Genomic DNA, 17087 nt, shown 5'->3' with positions numbered 1-17087 from the left:
TCAGATGCCCCGACCCCGGTCACGCCAATACGGTTCGCGCAACTGGGTTTTGAGGATCTTTCCGCTCGCGTTGCGGGGCAGCGTTTCCACGAAGTCGACCGTTCGCGGGCACTTGTAGCCGGCCAGGTGCCGGCGGCAGAAGGCGATGACGTCGTCCGCGTCGACCTCACCGTCGGGCACCACGATCGCCTTGACCGATTCGCCCCAGAAGTCGTCGGGCACGCCGATCACCGCCGCGTCGGCGATGCCGGGATGCTCGATCAGCACGCTTTCCACCTCGGGCCCGTACACGTTCTCCCCGCCGGTGATGATCATGTCCTTGAGGCGGTCTTCGATGTAGACGTAACCGTCGGCGTCCAGGCGGCCGACGTCACCGGTGCGCACCCAGTCGTCGTCGGTGATGGTCTCGGCGGTCGCGTCCGGCCGGTTGAGGTAGCCGCTCATGTTCTGGTTGCTGCGCACCCAGATCTCGCCGGGCTCCCCGGCCGGCACCTCGGCGCCCGTCTCGGGATCGACCACGCGAATCTCGGTGCCCAGCACCGCCTTTCCGGCAGCCAGTTGCAGGTGCGGGCGGGTGGGATCGCGGTGGTCGTCGTCGCTGAGCGCGGTCACCGCACCACACAATTCCGTCTGCCCGTACACCTGGACGAAACGCGTGTCCGGCCAGGTGTCCAGCGCCCGGTGCAGCAGCGGCAACGGCATGGGCGCGGCCCCGTACACGATGTAGCGCAGTCCCGCGATCGTGGCGTGGGCCGCCTCGCCGGCCTCGAGGAACCGGGCGATCACCGGCGGTACGAAGAACGCGTGCGTCGCGCCGGCCCGCACCCCCCCCACCAGGGCGGCGGCGTCGGGTTCGCGGGTCATGATCGTCGGCACCCCCGCCCGAATCCCGAAGAGCGCGTAGCCGATTCCGCCGACGTGGAACAACGGCATCGCCACGAGGTTCGCTTCCCCGTCGCCGAACGGAAAGGCCGGCGCGAGGTTCGCCGCGTGATTGACCAGCGCGCGCTGGCTCAGCAGCACGCCCTTGGGCCGCCCGGTGGTGCCCGAGCTGTAAATCACCAGCGCGGTCTCGCTCAGGTCGACGGCGGCGTCGCCCTCGGTGGGCTCGGCCGCGGCCAGCAGGGACTCGTATTCGTCGCCCACCGCGACGATGCGCTCCAACCCCGACACGCGTTCGGCGGCCGCCTCGGCCGCGGGCCGCAGCTCGGCGCCGGCGAAGAGCAGCCGCGCCCCGCTGTCGTGGAGCACGTGCACGAGTTCGTCGCCCATCACCCGCCAGTTGACGACGGTGGTCACGGCCCCGATCGACGCGGCGGCGAACAGCACCTCGAGGCAGGCCGGGTGGTTCTTGTCCAGGAACGCCACGCACTGTCCGCGCTGCACACCGGCGTCGCGCAGCGCGCCGGCCGCCCGACGGATCCGCGCCGCCCAGTCAGCCCAGGACCACTGCCGCTCCCCGTAGCGGATCGCGATGGCCTCGGGCTGTTGCCGCGCGTGCCGCTCGACGAACCCGGCGAGCGTCTCCGTCGTGTCGTCGCCTGATGGCATGAACCCCTCCGAGTAGGTGAATTTTCTCCTGTCGAGTGTGCACTGAGGGCTTTGGCCGTGCGCTGAGGGCCGAAATTGGGCGGTTTTCCCGCCATGGACGCACGCGCAAAGCCGTGGACGCACGCGCAAAAACCCGGGCACCCGCGAAGCGGAATCAGAACATGGACCCGATCATCGTGCCGCCGTCGCTGACCGCCTGCGGGGTCGCGCTGTTGTCCTGGCGGTAGTCGATGAAGGCCGACTGCCCGGTCGACGGGTTCAGCAATTCGGTGAAGCTGCCGATGACGGGGATCGCACCTTCGGGGGCGAGCACGTCGGCGGTGTAGTCGACGGAGGCCTCCTGCTGGAACTTCCGCCCCGCCACCGCGTTCGTGTGCGGCTCACCCACGTTCCGCACGTTGCTCAGGATGGCCGCCGCGTCCCCGGTCAGCTGGTCCTTGTCCGCCTGCAGCACGGCCACGGCATCGGTCCCGCCGGCGGGTTTGACCGTGACCCGCAGCTGCGCGCTGGCGTCGGCGTTGCTGAGCGCCACCCAGTTCGGCCCGCGATGCCCCAGCGTCCAGCCGGGCGCCGGGACGATCGAGACGCCCTGGGCGATGTCGATCGCCTCGGCCGAGGCGAGCCGCACCGGCGACGGCGCGTGGGCCGTGCCCACCAGGACCATCGCCGCCGTCGCAGCCGCGGCGACAACGAACCGCGGGGCGAACAACCGTACGGGCGGGGACGAAGTGAACATGGCTCTACGATCGCGCCGCCGGCACGCGATGTCCAAGACCGCCCCGCTATTTGCTGATAGCTCTCCCTTATCGACTGGGTGTGTCAGCATTTCTGCGGCAACACGATCGTCGAAAGAGGGGACCAGCCGTGGCGAATCCTGACCGAGCCCGCTCACGCACCTTCGTCGTCACGGGCGCCGCCTCCGGGATCGGCCTGGCCACCGCGCGGCGCCTGCTGGCCGAGGGGGGCACGGTGATCGGCGCCGACCTGGCCGACCCGCCCGACCTCGGGCCCCGGTTCGAGTTCGTCGCCGCCGACGTCGCCGACGAGGCCGCGGTCGCCGCCGTGCTGGCCGCCGTCCCGGATCGCCTCGACGGTGTCCTGCACGCCGCCGGGGGGGCCGGGGGCGGCCCGGTCCACCTGCTCGACCGGGCCGAATGGGACCGGGTGATCGGGATCAACCTCACCGGCACGTTCCTGGTCGCCAAAGCCGCGCTGGCCCGGATGATCTCCCAACCCCGCGTCGACGGCGAACGGGGTTCGCTCGTGACCGTCGCCAGCGTCGAGGGGCTGGAAGGCACGGCGGGCGGCAGCTCGTACAACGCGGCCAAGGGGGGCGTCGTGTTGCTCACCAAGAACATCGCGCTCGACTACGGGCCGAGCGGCATCCGGGCCAACGCCATCTGTCCCGGCTTCATCGAAACGCCGATGGCCCAAGGCGTGTTCGGTCTCCCGGGCATGGAGGGCCCGCTGCAATCGATCACGCAAGAGCACGCCCTGCAACGGCTGGGTCAGCCCGAGGAGGTCGCGGCCATGGCGGCCTTCCTGCTGTCGCCCGACGCCTCGTTCGTCAGCGGCCAGGCCATCGCCGTGGACGGCGGCTACACCGCCGGCCGAGATCACGGTGTGGTCAAACTCTTCGGCTTTCCCTCCTAGCGCCTTAAGATTCGCGCATGGTCACTCCCGATGACGCGATCGAGGCGATTCGAGGCACCGGCGGTGCGCAGCCGGGCTGCCGCGCGCTGCACGCCAAAGGCACGCTGTACCGCGGCACCTTCACCGCCACCCCCGATGCGCTAATGCTCTCGCGCGCAAAGCATCTCGACGGCTCGACCGTCCCGGCGCTGATCCGCTTCTCCAACGGCGCCGGAAATCCCAAGCAGCGCGACAACGCGCCGGGCATCCGCGGGATGGCGGTCAAGTTCACCCTGCCCGACGGCTCCACCACCGACGTGTCGACGCAGACGGCCCGCCTGTTCGTGTCGAGCACACCGGACGGGTTCGTCGACCTGCTCAAGGCGATGCGGCCCGGGCTGACCACGCCGCTGCGGATGGCCAAGTACTTCCTCACCCACCCCCGGCTGCTCGGTGCGCTGCCGGTGGTGCGCGACGCCAACAGGATCCCGGCCAGCTACGCCACCGTCGAATACCACGGCTTGCACGCCTTCCGCTGGGTCGCGGCCGACGGCAGCGCGAGATTCGTTCGCTATCACCTGGTTCCGGCCGCGGCCGAGAAGTTCCTGTCGCCGTCGGCCGCACACGGCGAGGGGGCCGACTTCCTCACCGACGAGCTGAACACGCGCCTGGGCAGCGGGCCGGTGCGGTTCGAATATCGCGTGCAGATCGCCGGGCCCACCGACTCGACCGTCGACCCGTCGGCGCCCTGGCAGAGCACCCAGATCGCGACCGTCGGCACCATCGAGATCACCGGCCCGGAAACCGAGCGCGAGCACGGCGGCGACATCGTCGTGTTCGACCCGATGCGGGTGACCGACGGCATCGAACCCTCCGACGATCCGGTGCTGCACTTCCGGACGCTCGCGTATTCGGCGTCGGTGAAGCTGCGCACCGGCGTCGATCGCGGGGACGAAGCCCCCGCCGTCTGACGCGCAAGCCGAACCCGCCGCCTGCCGAAACTGGCGGCAGGCTAGGGTTTTTCTTCAGTGTCGCCTTCCCACCTCTTCCTGATTTGCTTGGCCGGGTTCGCCGCCGGCGCCTTCAACGCGCTCGTCGGATCCGGCACCCTGATCACCTTCCCGACGCTGGTCGCCCTCGGCTTCCCGCCGGTCACGGCCACCATGTCGAACGCGACGGGCTTGGTTGCCGGCAGCGTCTCCGGCACCTGGGGCTATCGCGCGGAACTGCGCGGGCAATGGGACCGGCTGCGCTGGCAGCTGCCCGCGTCGATGGCCGGCGGGGTGCTGGGCGCCTTCCTGCTACTGCACCTGCCCGAAAAGGTTTTCGCCGAGGTGGTGCCGGTGCTGTTGGTGCTGGCGCTGGTGCTGGTGGTCATCGGCCCCCGGCTCCAGGCGTGGACGAGCCGGCGCGCCGAGGCGGCGGGCCGTTCACCGGAGCACATCACCCCGGCCCGCATGGCCGTCCTGGTCCTCGGCACCTTCGGGGTCGGCGTCTACGGCGGGTATTTCACTGCCGCCCAAGGCATTCTGCTGGTCGGCCTGATGGGGGCCTTGCTGCCCGAATCGGTGCAGCGGATGAACGCGGCGAAGAACCTGCTGACCCTGGTGGTGAATGTGGTTGCCGCCGTTGCCTATACGTTGGTGGCCTTCGACCGGATCAGCTGGCCGGCCGCCGGGCTGATCGCGGCGGGCTCCCTGGTCGGGGGACTGATCGGGGCGCGCTACGGGCGTCGGCTGTCGGGCAACGCGCTGCGCGCCACGATCGTGGTGGTGGGCCTGATCGGGCTGTACCGCCTGCTCTCGGTGGCGTAGGCGCCGCGCGGCCTCAGCTCAGCGTGGCGGCGGCCGCCTCGGTGACGACGTCGGCCACCTCGCCCCGCCGGCGCCAGGCCCGTAGCTGGCGCATGGCCCCGTTGCCCTGGGCGGCGACGCGCTCGAGTTCGCTTGCGACGCGGTCGTATTCGCCGAGCGACTCCAACGCGGGGCGCACGCGCTGCACCAGCGCGTCCAACAGGTCCCGCGCCGGCACCGCCCCGCGGCCGTGGATCAGGTCGAGCGTGCGTCCGGCGAGCCCGTCGTGGGCGGACTTCCAATACGCCGCGCGCAGGGCCGCCGGCGCGAGCCGCCCTGGCTCGTCCCCGGGGGCGTCGAGCGCGGTCATCACCGCGGCCCTGACCAGGGTGGCGAGCAGCACCGTTTCCGCGACGGTGGCCGGCACGTCGGCCACCCGCACCTCGATGGTCGGGAAGTTCTCCGAAGGCCGCACATCCCAATAGACCATCTTCTCGTCCAGGATCACGTCGCTGTCGATCAGCATCCGCACCGTGCGGTCGTAGTCGTCGGGAGAGGGAAAGAAGGGCGGCGGCCCGGCCACCGGCCAGCGTCGCCACAGGACGCTGCGCCAGCTGGCGTAACCGCTGTCGGCGCTGCGGTACACCGCCGAATTCGCCGAGAGGGCAAGCAAAGACGGCAGCCAGGGCCGCAGCCAATTGCTGACCCGGATCGCGGCCGCCCGGTCCGGAACCTGCACGTGCACATGGCATCCGCAGATGCCCTGCTCGTGCGCGACCATCCCGTACTCGGCGCCGATGCGCCGGTAACGCGGGGTGTCGGTGACAGGGAACTCGTGCGGGGTGGCCGGCGGGAGGCCGGCCGCCAGCAGCTGCAGGCCCACCGCCTCGGCGGCCTGCGCCGCGGTGCGCCGCAGCCGGGCCAGTTCCTCGCCGAGTTCAGAGCTGGCCGCCACGACGCTGGAGGTCGTTTCCACCTGGCAGCTGCTCAGTTCCAGCTGCAGCTCGACTCCCCGGCGCTTGGCCTCGGCGGCCACATCCTCGTTGCGCGGCGCCGGTTCGCCGGTTCGCGGGTCGACGAGGAGAAATTCCTCCTCCGCGCCGAAGGTGGGAGCGTCGCTCAGCGCCTGTGCCGACCCGTCACCAACGGGCCGCGGACGCCAGCGCGGAGTCGGCGGTCGGATAGATGGGCAGCAGGCCGGACAGGCCGCACGCGTCGACGAGGCGCGTGACGACCGGCTCGCGGCTCACCAGGCGCAATTCGACGCCACGGTCCTTGCACCGGCGCGCCTCGTCGGCCAGCACGGCGAACGCGCAGCAACCCATGAAGTCCAGGCCCGTCACGTCGACGACCAGGGGACCGGGCGCGATGACGATGCCCGCCACCTCGCTGATCAGCTGGCGCCAGGTGTGCTCGTTGCAGGCGTCGACCTCGCCGCCCGCATAGATCAGCACGGCCGGGCCGGTGCGATCGGCTGTCGCGCGCAGCGTGCTGTTCGGATCGCCCAGCTCGTAGACCAGCTTCGTGCTCAGCATCAAGTGGGTGGTTGTCATAAGTTCTGCAATGGCCGAGCTCATCGTGGACTCCTAATCGACCGGCGTCTACGACGCTGCGATGGATGCCCGTCCTGCCCTCTGAAGACAGACTCTTCGCGGAATGCGAATCTCATTTCTATAACAAGACAGGTCTGTCTGTCTACATAACTGACTTAAGAGTATGTTGTGGGTTGTTATGACAACTCCCGATGTCGCAACGCCCCCCGCCTCCGCTCGTGAACGTATCTTGGCTGCGGCATATGACCTGTTCAGCAGGCGTGGGATCCGGGCCGTCGGGACCGAAGAGGTGATCGAGCGGGCCGGTGTCGCCCGGGCCACGTTGTACCGGCATTTCGCCACCAAGAACGACCTGGTGCTGGCCGTGCTGCAGCGGCGCGAGGAGCTGTGGACGCACGGCCTGATCGAGGAACAGTCACGGCAGCGCGGCGAGACGCCCGAGGAGCAGTTGCTCGCCATCTTCGACGTGATGCACGAGTGGATTCAGCTCCGCGACGGCTACGAAGGCTGCTCGTTCATCAACGTGCTGCTCGAGCTCGGGCACGATTCGCCGGCGGGGCAGGCCTGCATCGTCCACATCGATCACGTCCGCGACATCGTGCGTCACCGCGCCGTCGCGGCGGGATTGACCGACGTCGAGGACTTCGCCTCGTCCTGGCACATCCTGATGAAGGGCGCCATCATCCTGGCCGCCGTCGGCGACGCGGATGCGGCGTTGCGCGCCCGCAAGATGGCGGCCGGCCTCATCGAGGAACACCGGCCGGTCGCGCCGGAGGACATCGGCGAGGCGGCCAGCTAGGGGTCAGGCGGCGTCGGCCGCGGTGCTCTCGGCCTTGCGGTAGTGCTCGGCCTCGAGTTCGGCGATCGCGCGCGAGGTGCGCTCCCGCAGCAACACCGCTGCGATCAGGCCGCAGATGACGGCGATGACGAGCGCGATCCAGGAAAACCGCTCCAGCCAGCGCTCCGCGGCCATTCCGGCGAAGTAGACCAGCGCGGTGGTGCCGCCGGCCCAGCAGATGGCGCCCGAGACGTTGGCCGCCAGAAACCGGGGGTAGTGCATCTTCAGGGCTCCGGCCAGCGGACCGGCGAAGATGCGCAGCAGCGCGATGAAGCGGCCGAAGAACACGGCCCGAACTCCCCAGCGGTTGAACAACTTCTCGGCCAACGCGACGTGGCCGGGACCGAAATGTTTGGGGAACCGGCGGCCGAGCCGGTCGAACAGCGGCATGCCGAACCGGCGCCCGATGGTGTAGCCGATCGAGTCGCCGACCACCGCGCCGATCACGGCGGCGGCGCCGACACCGATGGGATTGACGGCCAGGTCGTGATGCGACGACATCAGCGCCGCGCTGACCAGGATGATCTCGCCGGGGAGGGGAATGCCCAGGCTCTCGAGCCCGACCACGCCGCCGACCACCAGGTAGATGGCGAGCGGCGGGATCGCGTGCAGCAAAGCCTCGACATTCATGCGTCCAGGATGCCTGACCGTCGAGCGGTGCGCGCCCTAAACCCTGCGGTTGACGCGGCTGGGCGTGCCGAGGCTTTCCAACTGCGGGCGTTTGGGTTCGCGCCCGTCGGCCGACGACATGCCGCGCAGCCGGCGCCAGATCCACGGGAAGAAGCTGTCCTGCGTCCAGCGCAGCTGCTCGTACGCGCCGCTGGTGCGCGAGCGCCGCCGGGCGTCGGCGGTCGCGTGGGCCCAATCATGGTTGCTGCCAGGCAGATTCAACGCCTCGGCGGCCGCGGCGGCGAACAGCATGTGCCCTTTGGCCGACGCGTGCACCCGGTCGATGGCCCACGTGTCCAGCTCGCGCATCGATGGCGCGTTGTACAGGTCGACGAGCCCGAACCCGTAGCGCTCGGCGGCCGCGGTGATCGCCGCGTTGATGCGGGCCAAGCGCCCGGACACCAGCCGCCCGAGCGGGAGGAACTGCGCGACGTTCGGGAAGGTGGTCGTCACCACCGTCGCGCCGGATCCGGCCAGCGCCGCGTAGACGTGCTCGAGGTCAACCAGGGCGGGCCCGAACGACCGGCCCGGCTGGATGACGTCGTTCATGCCGGCGCACACGGTGATCAGGTCGGGTTCCATCGCCAGGGCCCGCGGCACCTGCTCGTGCAACACATCGGCGATGCGTTTGCCGCGGATCGCGAGGTTGGCGTAGTGCAGGCCCGGATGCAGCGAATCGATCATGGCGGCGAGCCGGTCGGCGAATCCGAGGAGGCCGACGACGTCGTCGCCGTCCCACAAGCCCTCGGTCTGGCTGTCCCCGATGGCGACGTAACGGCGATATTCAGAGGGAAAAGCCCCGCGCACGAAGCCGAGAATAATAGCGATGGCGATGCCGGCGCGTGAGGCGTGGCCCGCCACGCGCCGCCGCGGGCCCGTGGGGCATGGACTAGCCTCGTTGAACGTGGCTATGCCGTTGAAGGGCAATGCAATTCAGCTTGGGCGCCGGGGAACCGTGGCGGCCGGTGTTTTCGTCGCCGTCACCGTGTTCGTGGTCGGGCTGCTGTGGGCGAAGTGGCTGCCCTACGCGGCGAAGGCCACCGCGGCGCATCGAACCCATCATTGGTCCGCCTCGAGCATTCTGACCGTCGGCGGCGTGCGCGCGGGCGACGGCCCGTCTTGGCACGCGGCGGCGACCTTCTTCCACGCCTACCTGTGGTCTATCTGGCCGGCGCTGGTCGCGGCGCTCCTGATCAGCGCCTCGGTGCAGGCGCTGCTCCCGCCGTCGTGGCTGCCGCGCGCGTTGAACCGCCGCCGGCTGCTCGCTTCCGCGGTGGCCGGCGGGGCCGCCGGCATGCCGTCGATGATGTGCACCTGCTGCGCCGCCCCGGTCGCCGTCACCTTGCGGCGCAACGGCATCACCCCCGCGGCGGCCATCGCGTATTGGTTGGGCAATCCGTTGCTCAACCCGGCGGTGCTCGTCTTCCTGCTCTTCGTCGCCCCCTGGCAGTGGAGCCTGACCAGGCTGATCGTCGGGGTCGCGGCGGTGCTCGGCATCGCGGCCGCGGTGGGCCTGTTTTCGCAGGCGCCCGGGCCGACGCCGCTTAACCGCGACGGCGAGGCGACCGCAAGGCCGCGCGGGTTCGTGCGGGCGCTGCTGTGGTTGGGCGTGTTCCTGCTGCCCGAATACGCGGTCCTGGTGCTCCTGCTAGGGGCCTTCCGTGGTTTCCTGCTGACCCTGGGGCAACCCGCGCACCGGGGCGTGCTGGCGGCCCTGCTGATCGTGGCGGTCGTCGCGGTCGCCGGCACGCTGATGGTCATCCCGACGGCCGGGGAGATACCGATCCTGCTGGGGTTGTCCCTGCTGGGCGCGTCGTCGGGGACGATCGGCGCGCTGCTGATCACGTTGCCGGCGGTGAGCGTTCCCGGCGCCGCGATGGTCGCCCGCACGTTCGGCTGGAAGGCCGTCGCGACCGCGACGGGCGGGGTGATCGCGGCGGGACTGGCCGGCGCGGCCGTGCTCAGTTTGCTGTGAGCCACCACCCGCGCGGGTAGCTTCACTGTCATGGCGAAAAAGGACGCCGAAGCGCCGGCCGCCGATTCGCTTGCGCCGCAGTATCCGATCGAATCGGTCGACAACGCGCTCAAGCTGCTGCTGTTGTTGGGCGAACAACCCCAGATCCGGTTGAGCGAGGCCACCCGCTACCTGGGCGTGGCGTCGTCCACCGCGCACCGGCTGCTGGCGATGCTGGCCTACCGGGGGTTCGTCCGCCAGGACCCGCTGTCGAAGGCCTACCTGCCCGGCCCGTCGCTGACCGGCGTGGCCGTCGCGATCTTCGGCCGCATCGACATCCAGCGATCGGCGACGCCGATCATGCGCGGCCTCGCCGAGCAACTCCGCGAGACGATTCACGTCGGGATGCTCGACGGTGCCAGCGTCCGCTTCGTCGCCGCGGTCGAGGGCCCCGCCGCGGTCCGGGTCGCGTCGCGGCTGGGCCGCAGCATGCCCGCGCATTGCACCTCGACGGGCAAGGTCATGCTGGCGCAGCTGACCGAGCCCGAGCTGCGTCAGCTGCTGCCGCACAAGCGGTTGGAACGCATCACGGCGTCCTCGATCGGCAGGCGCACCGAGCTGGAGGCCGAGCTCGCCGCGACCCGCGAACGGGGGTACGCGATCAACCGCGAGGAAAGCGAGGAGGGCGTCGCATCGATCGCGGTGCCCATCCCGACGCGGGCCCCCGGCCTGCGGCTCGCGCTCAACGCCGCCGCACCCCAAAACCGGTTGGACGCCTCCCGGCATGCGGCCGTCGCCGCCGCACTTGTCAAGGCGGCCAAGGAGATTGGCGATCAGCTCGGGTGAGGCGTCCGGAGCGCGGGCCGCAGGAAGACGTCGTTGAGCGTCACCGTGCGCAGCCCGCGTGACCGGATGATGTCCACGAGCTGGCCGTAGACGCGGGTGACCGACGGGTGGTTGAGGTGGCCGATCACGATGTTCTGTGCCACGAACGACTGGTAGGCAATTTTGACGATCTGGTCCTCGGAAACCGGTGCGGAGTCCCGTAAGTCGCCGGACCACAACGTGGTCATCTGGTAGCCCAGGTCGGCGGCCACCGCGGCGACCGCGGCATTGTGATGGCCGTACGGGGGCCGAAAGTAGGGGACCGCGTCAACGCCGTACGCGTTGCGCAGGAACGCATCCGTGCGCGTGAGCTCCTCGGCGATCTGGCCCTTGGACAGTCTGGTCAGGTCGGCATGGGTCCAGGTGTGGTTGCCCAGCTGGATCTGCCCGGAGTCGACCAGCGGTCGAAGCAGGCCGGCGTTGTCCGTCCAGGAGCGGTAGCCGCCGGTGACGAAGTAGGTCAGACGCACACCGGTGTCCTTGGCGAATTGTGTGTAGAGCCGCACCACTTCGGTGTTGGCGCCGTCGTCGACCGTCCACGCCAAGAGATCGCCATTGCCCGGAAGTTTGTTCAGCACACCGCCACCGGGCAGCGCGACGCGTGAGCGCGGGTCCGGCGGCGGTGCCAGCGGCCGGGGCGCGTCCGCGAGCGCCGTCGCCCCGTTGGGCCGCAACGGGATTCCGGTGACGGCCAGCGTCGCGGCCACCGCGACCAGGAACCGGCGCCGGTCCAGTTCGGTCACGCGAACACTCCTGGCAAAACGACATTCGGGCAGCTGCCAGGGTAGGGGCGCCGCCGCCGCGAAACCCGGCACATCCGCGGGGTGTTCGCGGAGTTGATATGAAGCTGTGACGCCCGCTCAGCCGGCCGGCAACCGCGCCACTTCGTGACGCCAGGCGGCCTCCGCGGTGAACGACGGCCCCAGGTCGGGCAGGTCGTCCCAGTCGGCGTCGTCGATATCGCGCAGGGTCGCGCCGGCGGCCCGCACCCGCAACGACATTCGGGCCAGCGTGTCGACGCTGATCGCCTGCAGCACCGCCCGCTGCACGGTGTCGGCCGCGCTGGTGATCCCGTGCCCGCGACAGATCACCACCGGCCGGCCGCGCATGGCGGCTACCATCTCGCGGCCGAGCTCCGCGGTGCGGATCAGCACGGCGCGCTCGTAGACCGGCACGCCGCCGCGCGCGAGCCACGCGCCGGGAATGTCGAAGGCGCCGTAGATCGGTCGGATCGCGATGCCCGCCAGGTCGGCGGCGACCACGACCGGCGGGTGCAGGTGCGCGACGGCCCGGTGTTGCGAATCGGCCCGCAGGGTCTCGACGTGGATGGGCAGTTCGTTCGGCACGCGATACCCGTCGAGTTCGCCTTTCGCGCCGGAGCCGCCGTCGAAGGTGATGAGACGGATGTCGGCGGGCCGGGTGAACGCCACCCCGGCGTCGGTGTCGCTGCGGCAACGGATGAGCAGGTGCCCGTCGTCCACCCGCAGGCTCAGGTGGCCCAGGATGCCGTCGACCAGGCCACGGGCCGCGGCCACCCGGCAGGCCTGAGCCACCAGCGCGCGTTGCTCGTCGAGCGAGGTCATTGCGGTGTGCCCAGCCCGAATCCGCCGTCGGGACGGACGCTTTCGCCGGTGATCCCGCGGGCACGGTCGGAGGCCAGGAACACGAAACTCCACGCGTGGTCCTCCCCGGACAGGGCGACGTGCAGCGGCGTGCGGGCGGCCACCTCCTGCGCCCGGCCGGGCTTGTCGTCCAGGCGGACGCCGTCGAGCCCCAGGCTGGCCAGGCCGCGCAGGTCGGTGCCCAGCGTGCCGCCCGGCGCCACCCCGTTGACGCGGATCCGCGGCGCCAGCTCGTGCGCCAGGGCCGCCACCAGGCCGCGGACGGCGAACTTCGACGACACGTACAGCGCGCCGCCGCGTCCGGGATAGAACGACGACGCGGACTCCGTCAGGACGATCGAGGGCCCCGTTCCCGCCCGCAGCCGGGGGAGTGCGGCCTTGACGGACTGCAGGTGGCTCAGCACGTTGGTGCGAAACATCTCGTCGAACGCGCCGGGGAGGGCGTCGGCGTCGATGTCGCCGATGCCCTTGTAGAAGTCGAAGATTCCGACGCAGTTGACCAGCGTGTCCACCCCGCCGTAGGCGTCCACCGCGGCGTCGACCGCGCGTTCGTTGGCGTCGCGGGTGACCGCGTCGCCCTGGATGACGGGGACGCCGGGCAGCTGCCGGCGCAGGGCCTCGCATTTGCCGTTATCCCGTTCCAGCACGGCGACTTTCGCGCCCTGGGCACCGAAAGCGTCCACCACCGCCCGACCGATCCCCGAACCGCCGCCGACCACCAGTGCGCGCTTACCCTCAAGCCAGCCGGTCATCGCCCTCCTCGGCGTCGTCGGGCAGCAACGGCGCGTGGGAATTGCCGACCATCGCCGCCAGCGTGCGCGTGTTCTGCCGCGTCAGGGCCTCGACTTCGAGCGCGTCCAGCGTGATCCATTGCCCGGACCGCGGCGCGCTGATCAGTAGCCTCGACCCGTTGCGGGTGTCCACGCGGCGCACCACTACCTCGGTGAATTCGTTTGCGACGACCAGGGGTTCGCCGATCGCGCCGTCCAGCAGCCGTTGCAGTTCGTCATTCACAGGAACACCGCCAAGTTTTGCATCCGCAGCACCGACTCGTCGGCGATGATGTTGCGACGGGCCAGCTTCCAGCGGCCGTCGCTGAAGCGCAGCACGTCCTCGCGGCCGCACGACAGCAGCGCGCTGTCGTTCACGTCGCCCCGGCTGCGGAACAACAGTTCGGCCGATTCGACGAACAACTGTGCCGGGTCGTCGCTTTCGAAGGTGCGCACGTTGGCGATGAAGTGCCGCAGCCGCGACGGCGGGTCCTCGGCCCAGGCGTGCTCGGTGCCCATCCGCGCGACCCGCTGGCTCAGCGAATACTTGTCCTCGTCGAAGTGCGCCATCTGCGGAGAGGTGTCGAACCCCGCGCCGCGCGCGGTGGTGACGCGCACCGGCATCACGTAGCGGACGTCGTCGGTCATCGTCTCGAGCCACGCCTCGTACTGCTGGGCGTCCAGCAGGTAGGCCTCGTCCACCAGGAACTGATGCGCCTCTAGGTGGCGAACGTCGTTGAATGGCAACGCCTTTCTCACGTGTCCGCCCCCTGAAGGTAATCGGCCCACAGGTTCAGCAGCGCGCGCTGGTTGTGCTCGTTGTAGCCGACCTGCGCGCGTCCCGGCCCGTGGAACGACTCGGCCGTCAGCGGCTCGACGACCGGGCTGCCGTCGGACAACAGGCCCATCCGGCTGTTCAGCAGCAGCCGGCGGGCCATCGCACCGCCGGCGGTGGTGGTCAGCGACACCCAGTTCTCCACGTCGTCCTGCTCGAACATGCCGGTCGACCCGAAGCACATCAGATACGCCTTGTACGAATCCCGCTTGTACTGCGGGGGAGCGGCCGAGTCCACCGCGAACCACGAGCACACCTCGGTTTCGTTTTCGCTGATCGGCTGCCACAGCCGAATCGAGATGAACGGCAACGTCTCATCGTCGTGGCCGTCGCGGACCTTGGGCCAGTTGTGCACGAAGCTCAGATTCGGAAAGCAGGTGGCGGCCGAGATCATGAAGCCGTCCTCGCCGACCATCCGCTGCTGTTGCGGCGTCCACACCTGCTTGATCCGGGAGATCATGTCGTCGGGGTAGCCGACGTAGCGCATCCGCTCGTCGAAGGTGCCCGGCGGAAGCTTGTAGGTGGTGCCGCCGCCGCGGTGCGCCCAGTAGGTGGCGCCGTCCTTGCGCTTCTGCGCTTTCGGCTCGCGGAACAGGCCGATGTCGACGATCGACGCGTGGGTATGCGGCGTGTGGTACATATCGCCGGCGAAGTTCTCGGCGCCGATCTTCCAGTTGGCGTTGATTCGCCAGCGCTGCGGGCCGCGGACTTCCAGGCCGCTGGTGCTCTGCTTGGTGTAGAAGTCCAGATAGAACGCGAAGTCGCCGAGGAAGTCTTCCAGCGGTTCGGCGCCGGGGTCCAGGCTGATGAACAGCAGGCCATTGTAGCTCGCGAAATTCGGTGCGGGTAAAAGGGTTTGGGTGCTTCTGGCGAACCCGTCCTCGCCGCCGTAGGCCTCCCGGTGGAACGGCAGGCCGGTGAGCTGGCCGTCGTTGCGGTAGGTCCAGCCGTGGTACGGGCAGCGGAAGTTGGAGGCGTTCCCCATCTCGGCGCGGCACACCTGCATGCCGCGGTGCAGGCACATGTTGAAAAAAGCGCGCACCTCGCCGGTCGAGTCGCGGGTGATGATGAAGGAGTCGTCGAGCACCCGGCGCACCACATAGTCGCCGTCTTGCGGAATCTCGGACTCGTGCCCCACGAAGATCCACGACCGGACGAACAGCCGGCGCTTCTCCAGTGCGAAGACTTCGGGGTCGTTGTAGATGTGGGCCGGGATCATGCCGTCGCGCACGTGGCCGAAAATGCGGTCGGCGAGGGCGTCGCAGGCGCCGCTGTCGACCGTCACGGTAACTCCCCGTTGTCTGCTGAGCAGAGATGCTTTCCGCTAAGTAGAATCCCGCATGCACCCGCCGCCGGTCAATCGGGGCCCGACCGGCGGGCAGGCATTCACCAGCATGCTTTCTGGTAACTCACAGGTTGCTGACGATCACCCGGCCGAAACGCCGCGCTACGGTGGTCACGTCGGCTCCGCCGCTCATGTGAGCGTGCGGTAAATCAGCGGTAAATGGTTCGATTTTGCGTGCGCTGCTGCGTGCTGGCGACGCAACTGAGGAAGGGCTGGTGGAATGGCTGCTCGCGATGATCGGCTGCGGAAACTCGGATCGCGAGTGGTGTCCGCCATCGGGCGGCAAGAGTGGCTGGATCGGCCGAGCTATCGGTTCGAGCACGCGTTGAGCTTCGCCTTCAACGGCCTGGGCGGCGCCCGCAACGCCGTCACCAACGCTCTGCACGGCGTGTGGCTGGGCCACCCGGTCCACCCGCCGCTGGCGTCGCTGACGAGCGGCGCGCTCGGCACCACAGTCGCGCTGGACGCCATCAGCCTGCTGCCGGGGCGGCCCGCCACCGAGGTGCGCGACGCGTCGAAGTTCGCCTCCCGCGCCCTCGGGGTGGGCATCCTCGCCAGCATCGGGTCCGCCGTCACCGGCGTCACCGATTGGCAGCACACCCACGAATCGGACCGCCGGGTCGGGGTGGTGCACGGCCTGGTCAACCTGGTCGCCACGGCGCTGTACGCGCAGTCCTGGTGGGATCGCCGCCAAGGCCGGCACGGCCGCGGCATCGCCCTCACGGCGGCGGGTTACGGCCTTACGGTCGCGGGCAGTTACCTCGGCGGGGCGCTGGTGTTCGAGTCCGGCATCGGCATCGACCAGTCGGGCGCGCGGCTGCGCAGCACGGAATGGACGCCGGTGCTCCCCGCGAGCTCGCTGAACGGGAAGCCGGTGCGCGTCGAGGTCGACGGGGTGGGCCTGGTGGTGTGCAAGACCAAGCCGGGCGAGGTCGCGGCGTTCGGGGAGTGGTGCCCGCACCTGGCCGCCCCGATGGCCGACGGCTGGATCGACCGGGGCCGGCTCGTATGCCCTTGGCACGGTTCATGGTTCGCCGCCGAGTCGGGGGATGTGCTGCGCGGTCCGGCGGCCGCGCCGCTGCCGTGTTACCAGGCGAGATTGGTCGACGGAATGGTCGAGGTACGTGCCGAGGAGGTAGCCAAGTGAACGCGTACGAAGTGTTGAAAGAACACCACATCGTGATCAAGGGCCTGGGCCGCAAGGTGAGCGAGGCGCCGGTGAACAGCGAAGAGCGGCATGCCCTTTTCGACGACATGCTGATCGAGCTCGACATCCACTTCCGCATCGAGGACGACCTGTACTACCCGGCGCTCAAAGACGCCACCAAGCTGATCGCCGTCGCGCACGCGGAGCACCGCCAGGTGATCGACCAGCTTTCGGTGTTGCTCAAGACGCCGCAGAGCGCGCCCGGTTACGAGGACGAGTGGAACTCCTTCAAGACGGTGCTGGAAGCCCACGCCGACGAGGAGGAGCGCGACATGATCCCGGCTCCCCCCGAGGTGAAGATCACCGACGCGGAGCTCGAGGAACTCGGCAACCGGATGGCCGCCAAGATGGAGCAATACCGCGGGTCGGCCCTGTACAGGATGCGCACCAAGGGGCGGGCGGCGCTGGTGCGCTCGCTGTAACTCGGGTGCCA

At 69.7% G+C, this 17087-nt stretch carries 20 protein-coding genes; 8 read left to right on the top strand and 12 right to left on the bottom strand.

Features of this window, described 5'->3' with window-relative positions; translation table 11 throughout:
• Complete coding sequence (locus A5730_RS06305; protein ID WP_067897120.1) at positions 1–1551, bottom strand: long-chain-fatty-acid--CoA ligase; 1551 nt, start codon at positions 1549–1551, stop codon at positions 1–3.
• 154 nt (positions 1552–1705) lie between these two features.
• Positions 1706–2215 (bottom strand): hypothetical protein, encoded by a 510-nt coding sequence (locus A5730_RS06300; protein WP_067897506.1) that lies wholly within the window; start codon positions 2213–2215, stop codon positions 1706–1708.
• A gap of 200 nt (positions 2216–2415) precedes the next feature.
• Here A5730_RS06300 and A5730_RS06295 point away from each other — a divergent pair, with 200 nt between their 5' ends.
• From A5730_RS06295 to A5730_RS06285, 3 genes are read left to right on the top strand one after another with little or no spacing between them, the layout of a single operon-like run.
• Positions 2416–3204: an SDR family NAD(P)-dependent oxidoreductase gene (locus tag A5730_RS06295; RefSeq protein WP_067897117.1), complete on the top strand. Its 789-nt coding sequence runs from the start codon at positions 2416–2418 to the stop codon at positions 3202–3204.
• Positions 3205–3221: 17 nt separating this feature from the next.
• On the top strand, positions 3222–4154 hold the full coding sequence (locus tag A5730_RS06290; RefSeq protein WP_067897106.1) for a catalase family peroxidase: 933 nt from the start codon (positions 3222–3224) through the stop codon (positions 4152–4154).
• A gap of 57 nt (positions 4155–4211) precedes the next feature.
• Positions 4212–4997, top strand: a complete 786-nt coding sequence (locus A5730_RS06285; protein WP_067897103.1) for a sulfite exporter TauE/SafE family protein — start codon at positions 4212–4214, stop codon at positions 4995–4997.
• Positions 4998–5010: 13 nt separating this feature from the next.
• Here the strand turns inward: A5730_RS06285 and A5730_RS06280 are convergent, their stop codons facing one another.
• Both A5730_RS06280 and A5730_RS06275 read right to left on the bottom strand, forming a co-directional pair.
• Positions 5011–6099, bottom strand: coding sequence for a glutamate--cysteine ligase (locus A5730_RS06280; protein ID WP_067897100.1), 1089 nt, complete (start codon positions 6097–6099; stop codon positions 5011–5013).
• Positions 6100–6115: 16 nt separating this feature from the next.
• A complete protein-coding gene (locus A5730_RS06275; RefSeq protein WP_067897098.1) occupies positions 6116–6553 on the bottom strand; it encodes an anti-sigma factor antagonist in 438 nt (145 codons plus the stop codon).
• Between the two features lie 154 nt (positions 6554–6707).
• On the opposite strand from A5730_RS06275, the gene A5730_RS06270 reads away from it, so the two are divergent.
• Positions 6708–7328 carry a TetR/AcrR family transcriptional regulator gene (locus tag A5730_RS06270; RefSeq protein WP_055403921.1) on the top strand — a complete coding sequence of 207 codons (621 nt, stop codon included), beginning with the start codon at positions 6708–6710 and terminating at the stop codon, positions 7326–7328.
• Positions 7329–7331: 3 nt separating this feature from the next.
• Here the strand turns inward: A5730_RS06270 and A5730_RS06265 are convergent, their stop codons facing one another.
• The gene (locus A5730_RS06265) at positions 7332–7997 is read right to left on the bottom strand and encodes a DedA family protein (RefSeq protein WP_067897095.1); all 666 of its coding nucleotides are present in this window, start codon (positions 7995–7997) and stop codon (positions 7332–7334) included.
• Between the two features lie 36 nt (positions 7998–8033).
• Positions 8034–8843, bottom strand: coding sequence for an SGNH/GDSL hydrolase family protein (locus tag A5730_RS06260; RefSeq protein WP_067897503.1), 810 nt, complete (start codon positions 8841–8843; stop codon positions 8034–8036).
• Between the two features lie 103 nt (positions 8844–8946).
• On the opposite strand from A5730_RS06260, the gene A5730_RS06255 reads away from it, so the two are divergent.
• The gene (locus A5730_RS06255; protein ID WP_067897093.1) at positions 8947–10011 is read left to right on the top strand and encodes a permease; all 1065 of its coding nucleotides are present in this window, start codon (positions 8947–8949) and stop codon (positions 10009–10011) included.
• Between the two features lie 30 nt (positions 10012–10041).
• Entirely contained in the window at positions 10042–10836 is a 795-nt protein-coding gene (locus tag A5730_RS06250) for an IclR family transcriptional regulator (protein ID WP_067897091.1), read from the top strand.
• Here the strand turns inward: A5730_RS06250 and A5730_RS06245 are convergent.
• The 6 genes from A5730_RS06245 to A5730_RS06220 all read right to left on the bottom strand — a co-directional run bounded on the left by A5730_RS06245 (position 10824) and on the right by A5730_RS06220 (position 15321).
• Positions 10824–11609 carry a polysaccharide deacetylase family protein gene (locus tag A5730_RS06245; protein ID WP_067897500.1) on the bottom strand — a complete coding sequence of 262 codons (786 nt, stop codon included), beginning with the start codon at positions 11607–11609 and terminating at the stop codon, positions 10824–10826. The two genes, A5730_RS06250 and A5730_RS06245, sit on opposite strands and share 13 nt — an antisense overlap.
• 126 nt (positions 11610–11735) lie before the next feature.
• Positions 11736–12458: a class II aldolase/adducin family protein gene (locus tag A5730_RS06240; protein ID WP_067897089.1), complete on the bottom strand. Its 723-nt coding sequence runs from the start codon at positions 12456–12458 to the stop codon at positions 11736–11738.
• Entirely contained in the window at positions 12455–13249 is a 795-nt protein-coding gene (hcaB, locus tag A5730_RS06235) for a 3-(cis-5,6-dihydroxycyclohexa-1,3-dien-1-yl)propanoate dehydrogenase (protein WP_067897086.1), read from the bottom strand. Before hcaB ends, A5730_RS06240 begins: the two co-directional genes overlap by 4 nt.
• The gene (locus A5730_RS06230; protein WP_067897083.1) at positions 13233–13511 is read right to left on the bottom strand and encodes a dihydrodiol dehydrogenase; all 279 of its coding nucleotides are present in this window, start codon (positions 13509–13511) and stop codon (positions 13233–13235) included. The genes hcaB and A5730_RS06230 overlap by 17 nt, the downstream gene beginning before the upstream one ends.
• The gene (locus A5730_RS06225) at positions 13508–14026 is read right to left on the bottom strand and encodes a 3-phenylpropionate/cinnamic acid dioxygenase subunit beta (protein WP_067897080.1); all 519 of its coding nucleotides are present in this window, start codon (positions 14024–14026) and stop codon (positions 13508–13510) included. The genes A5730_RS06230 and A5730_RS06225 overlap by 4 nt, the downstream gene beginning before the upstream one ends.
• Positions 14023–15321: an aromatic ring-hydroxylating dioxygenase subunit alpha gene (locus tag A5730_RS06220; protein ID WP_067897497.1), complete on the bottom strand. Its 1299-nt coding sequence runs from the start codon at positions 15319–15321 to the stop codon at positions 14023–14025. The genes A5730_RS06225 and A5730_RS06220 overlap by 4 nt, the downstream gene beginning before the upstream one ends.
• A 346-nt stretch (positions 15322–15667) precedes the next feature.
• Between A5730_RS06220 and A5730_RS06215 the strand changes: the two genes are divergently transcribed.
• Together A5730_RS06215 and A5730_RS06210 are read left to right on the top strand one after the other, a co-directional pair.
• Complete coding sequence (locus A5730_RS06215) at positions 15668–16594, top strand: Rieske 2Fe-2S domain-containing protein (RefSeq protein ID WP_067897077.1); 927 nt, start codon at positions 15668–15670, stop codon at positions 16592–16594.
• Entirely contained in the window at positions 16591–17076 is a 486-nt protein-coding gene (locus A5730_RS06210; protein WP_067897074.1) for a hemerythrin domain-containing protein, read from the top strand. Before A5730_RS06215 ends, A5730_RS06210 begins: the two co-directional genes overlap by 4 nt.
• Positions 17077–17087: the final 11 nt, after the last annotated feature.

The sequence above is a fragment of the Mycobacterium sp. ACS4054 genome, assembly GCF_001667275.1.
Classification (GTDB): domain Bacteria; phylum Actinomycetota; class Actinomycetes; order Mycobacteriales; family Mycobacteriaceae; genus Mycobacterium.
This window is presented reverse-complemented; position numbering and strand designations above follow the sequence as displayed.

Bases quoted from the DNA above. Each gene is read 5' to 3' on its own strand.
- A5730_RS06305 (WP_067897120.1), bottom strand. From the start codon at position 1,551: ATGCCATCAGGCGACGACACGACGGAGACGCTCGCCGGGTTCGTCGAG.
- A5730_RS06300 (WP_067897506.1), bottom strand. From the start codon at position 2,215: ATGGTCCTGGTGGGCACGGCCCACGCGCCGTCGCCGGTGCGGCTCGCC.
- A5730_RS06290 (WP_067897106.1), top strand. From the start codon at position 3,222: ATGGTCACTCCCGATGACGCGATCGAGGCGATTCGAGGCACCGGCGGT.
- A5730_RS06275 (WP_067897098.1), bottom strand. From the start codon at position 6,553: ATGAGCTCGGCCATTGCAGAACTTATGACAACCACCCACTTGATGCTG.
- A5730_RS06270 (WP_055403921.1), top strand. From the start codon at position 6,708: ATGACAACTCCCGATGTCGCAACGCCCCCCGCCTCCGCTCGTGAACGT.
- A5730_RS06265 (WP_067897095.1), bottom strand. From the start codon at position 7,997: ATGAATGTCGAGGCTTTGCTGCACGCGATCCCGCCGCTCGCCATCTAC.
- A5730_RS06255 (WP_067897093.1), top strand. From the start codon at position 8,947: ATGCCGTTGAAGGGCAATGCAATTCAGCTTGGGCGCCGGGGAACCGTG.
- A5730_RS06250 (WP_067897091.1), top strand. From the start codon at position 10,042: ATGGCGAAAAAGGACGCCGAAGCGCCGGCCGCCGATTCGCTTGCGCCG.
- A5730_RS06240 (WP_067897089.1), bottom strand. From the start codon at position 12,458: ATGACCTCGCTCGACGAGCAACGCGCGCTGGTGGCTCAGGCCTGCCGG.
- hcaB (WP_067897086.1), bottom strand. From the start codon at position 13,249: ATGACCGGCTGGCTTGAGGGTAAGCGCGCACTGGTGGTCGGCGGCGGT.
- A5730_RS06220 (WP_067897497.1), bottom strand. From the start codon at position 15,321: ATGATCCCGGCCCACATCTACAACGACCCCGAAGTCTTCGCACTGGAG.
- A5730_RS06215 (WP_067897077.1), top strand. From the start codon at position 15,668: ATGGCTGCTCGCGATGATCGGCTGCGGAAACTCGGATCGCGAGTGGTG.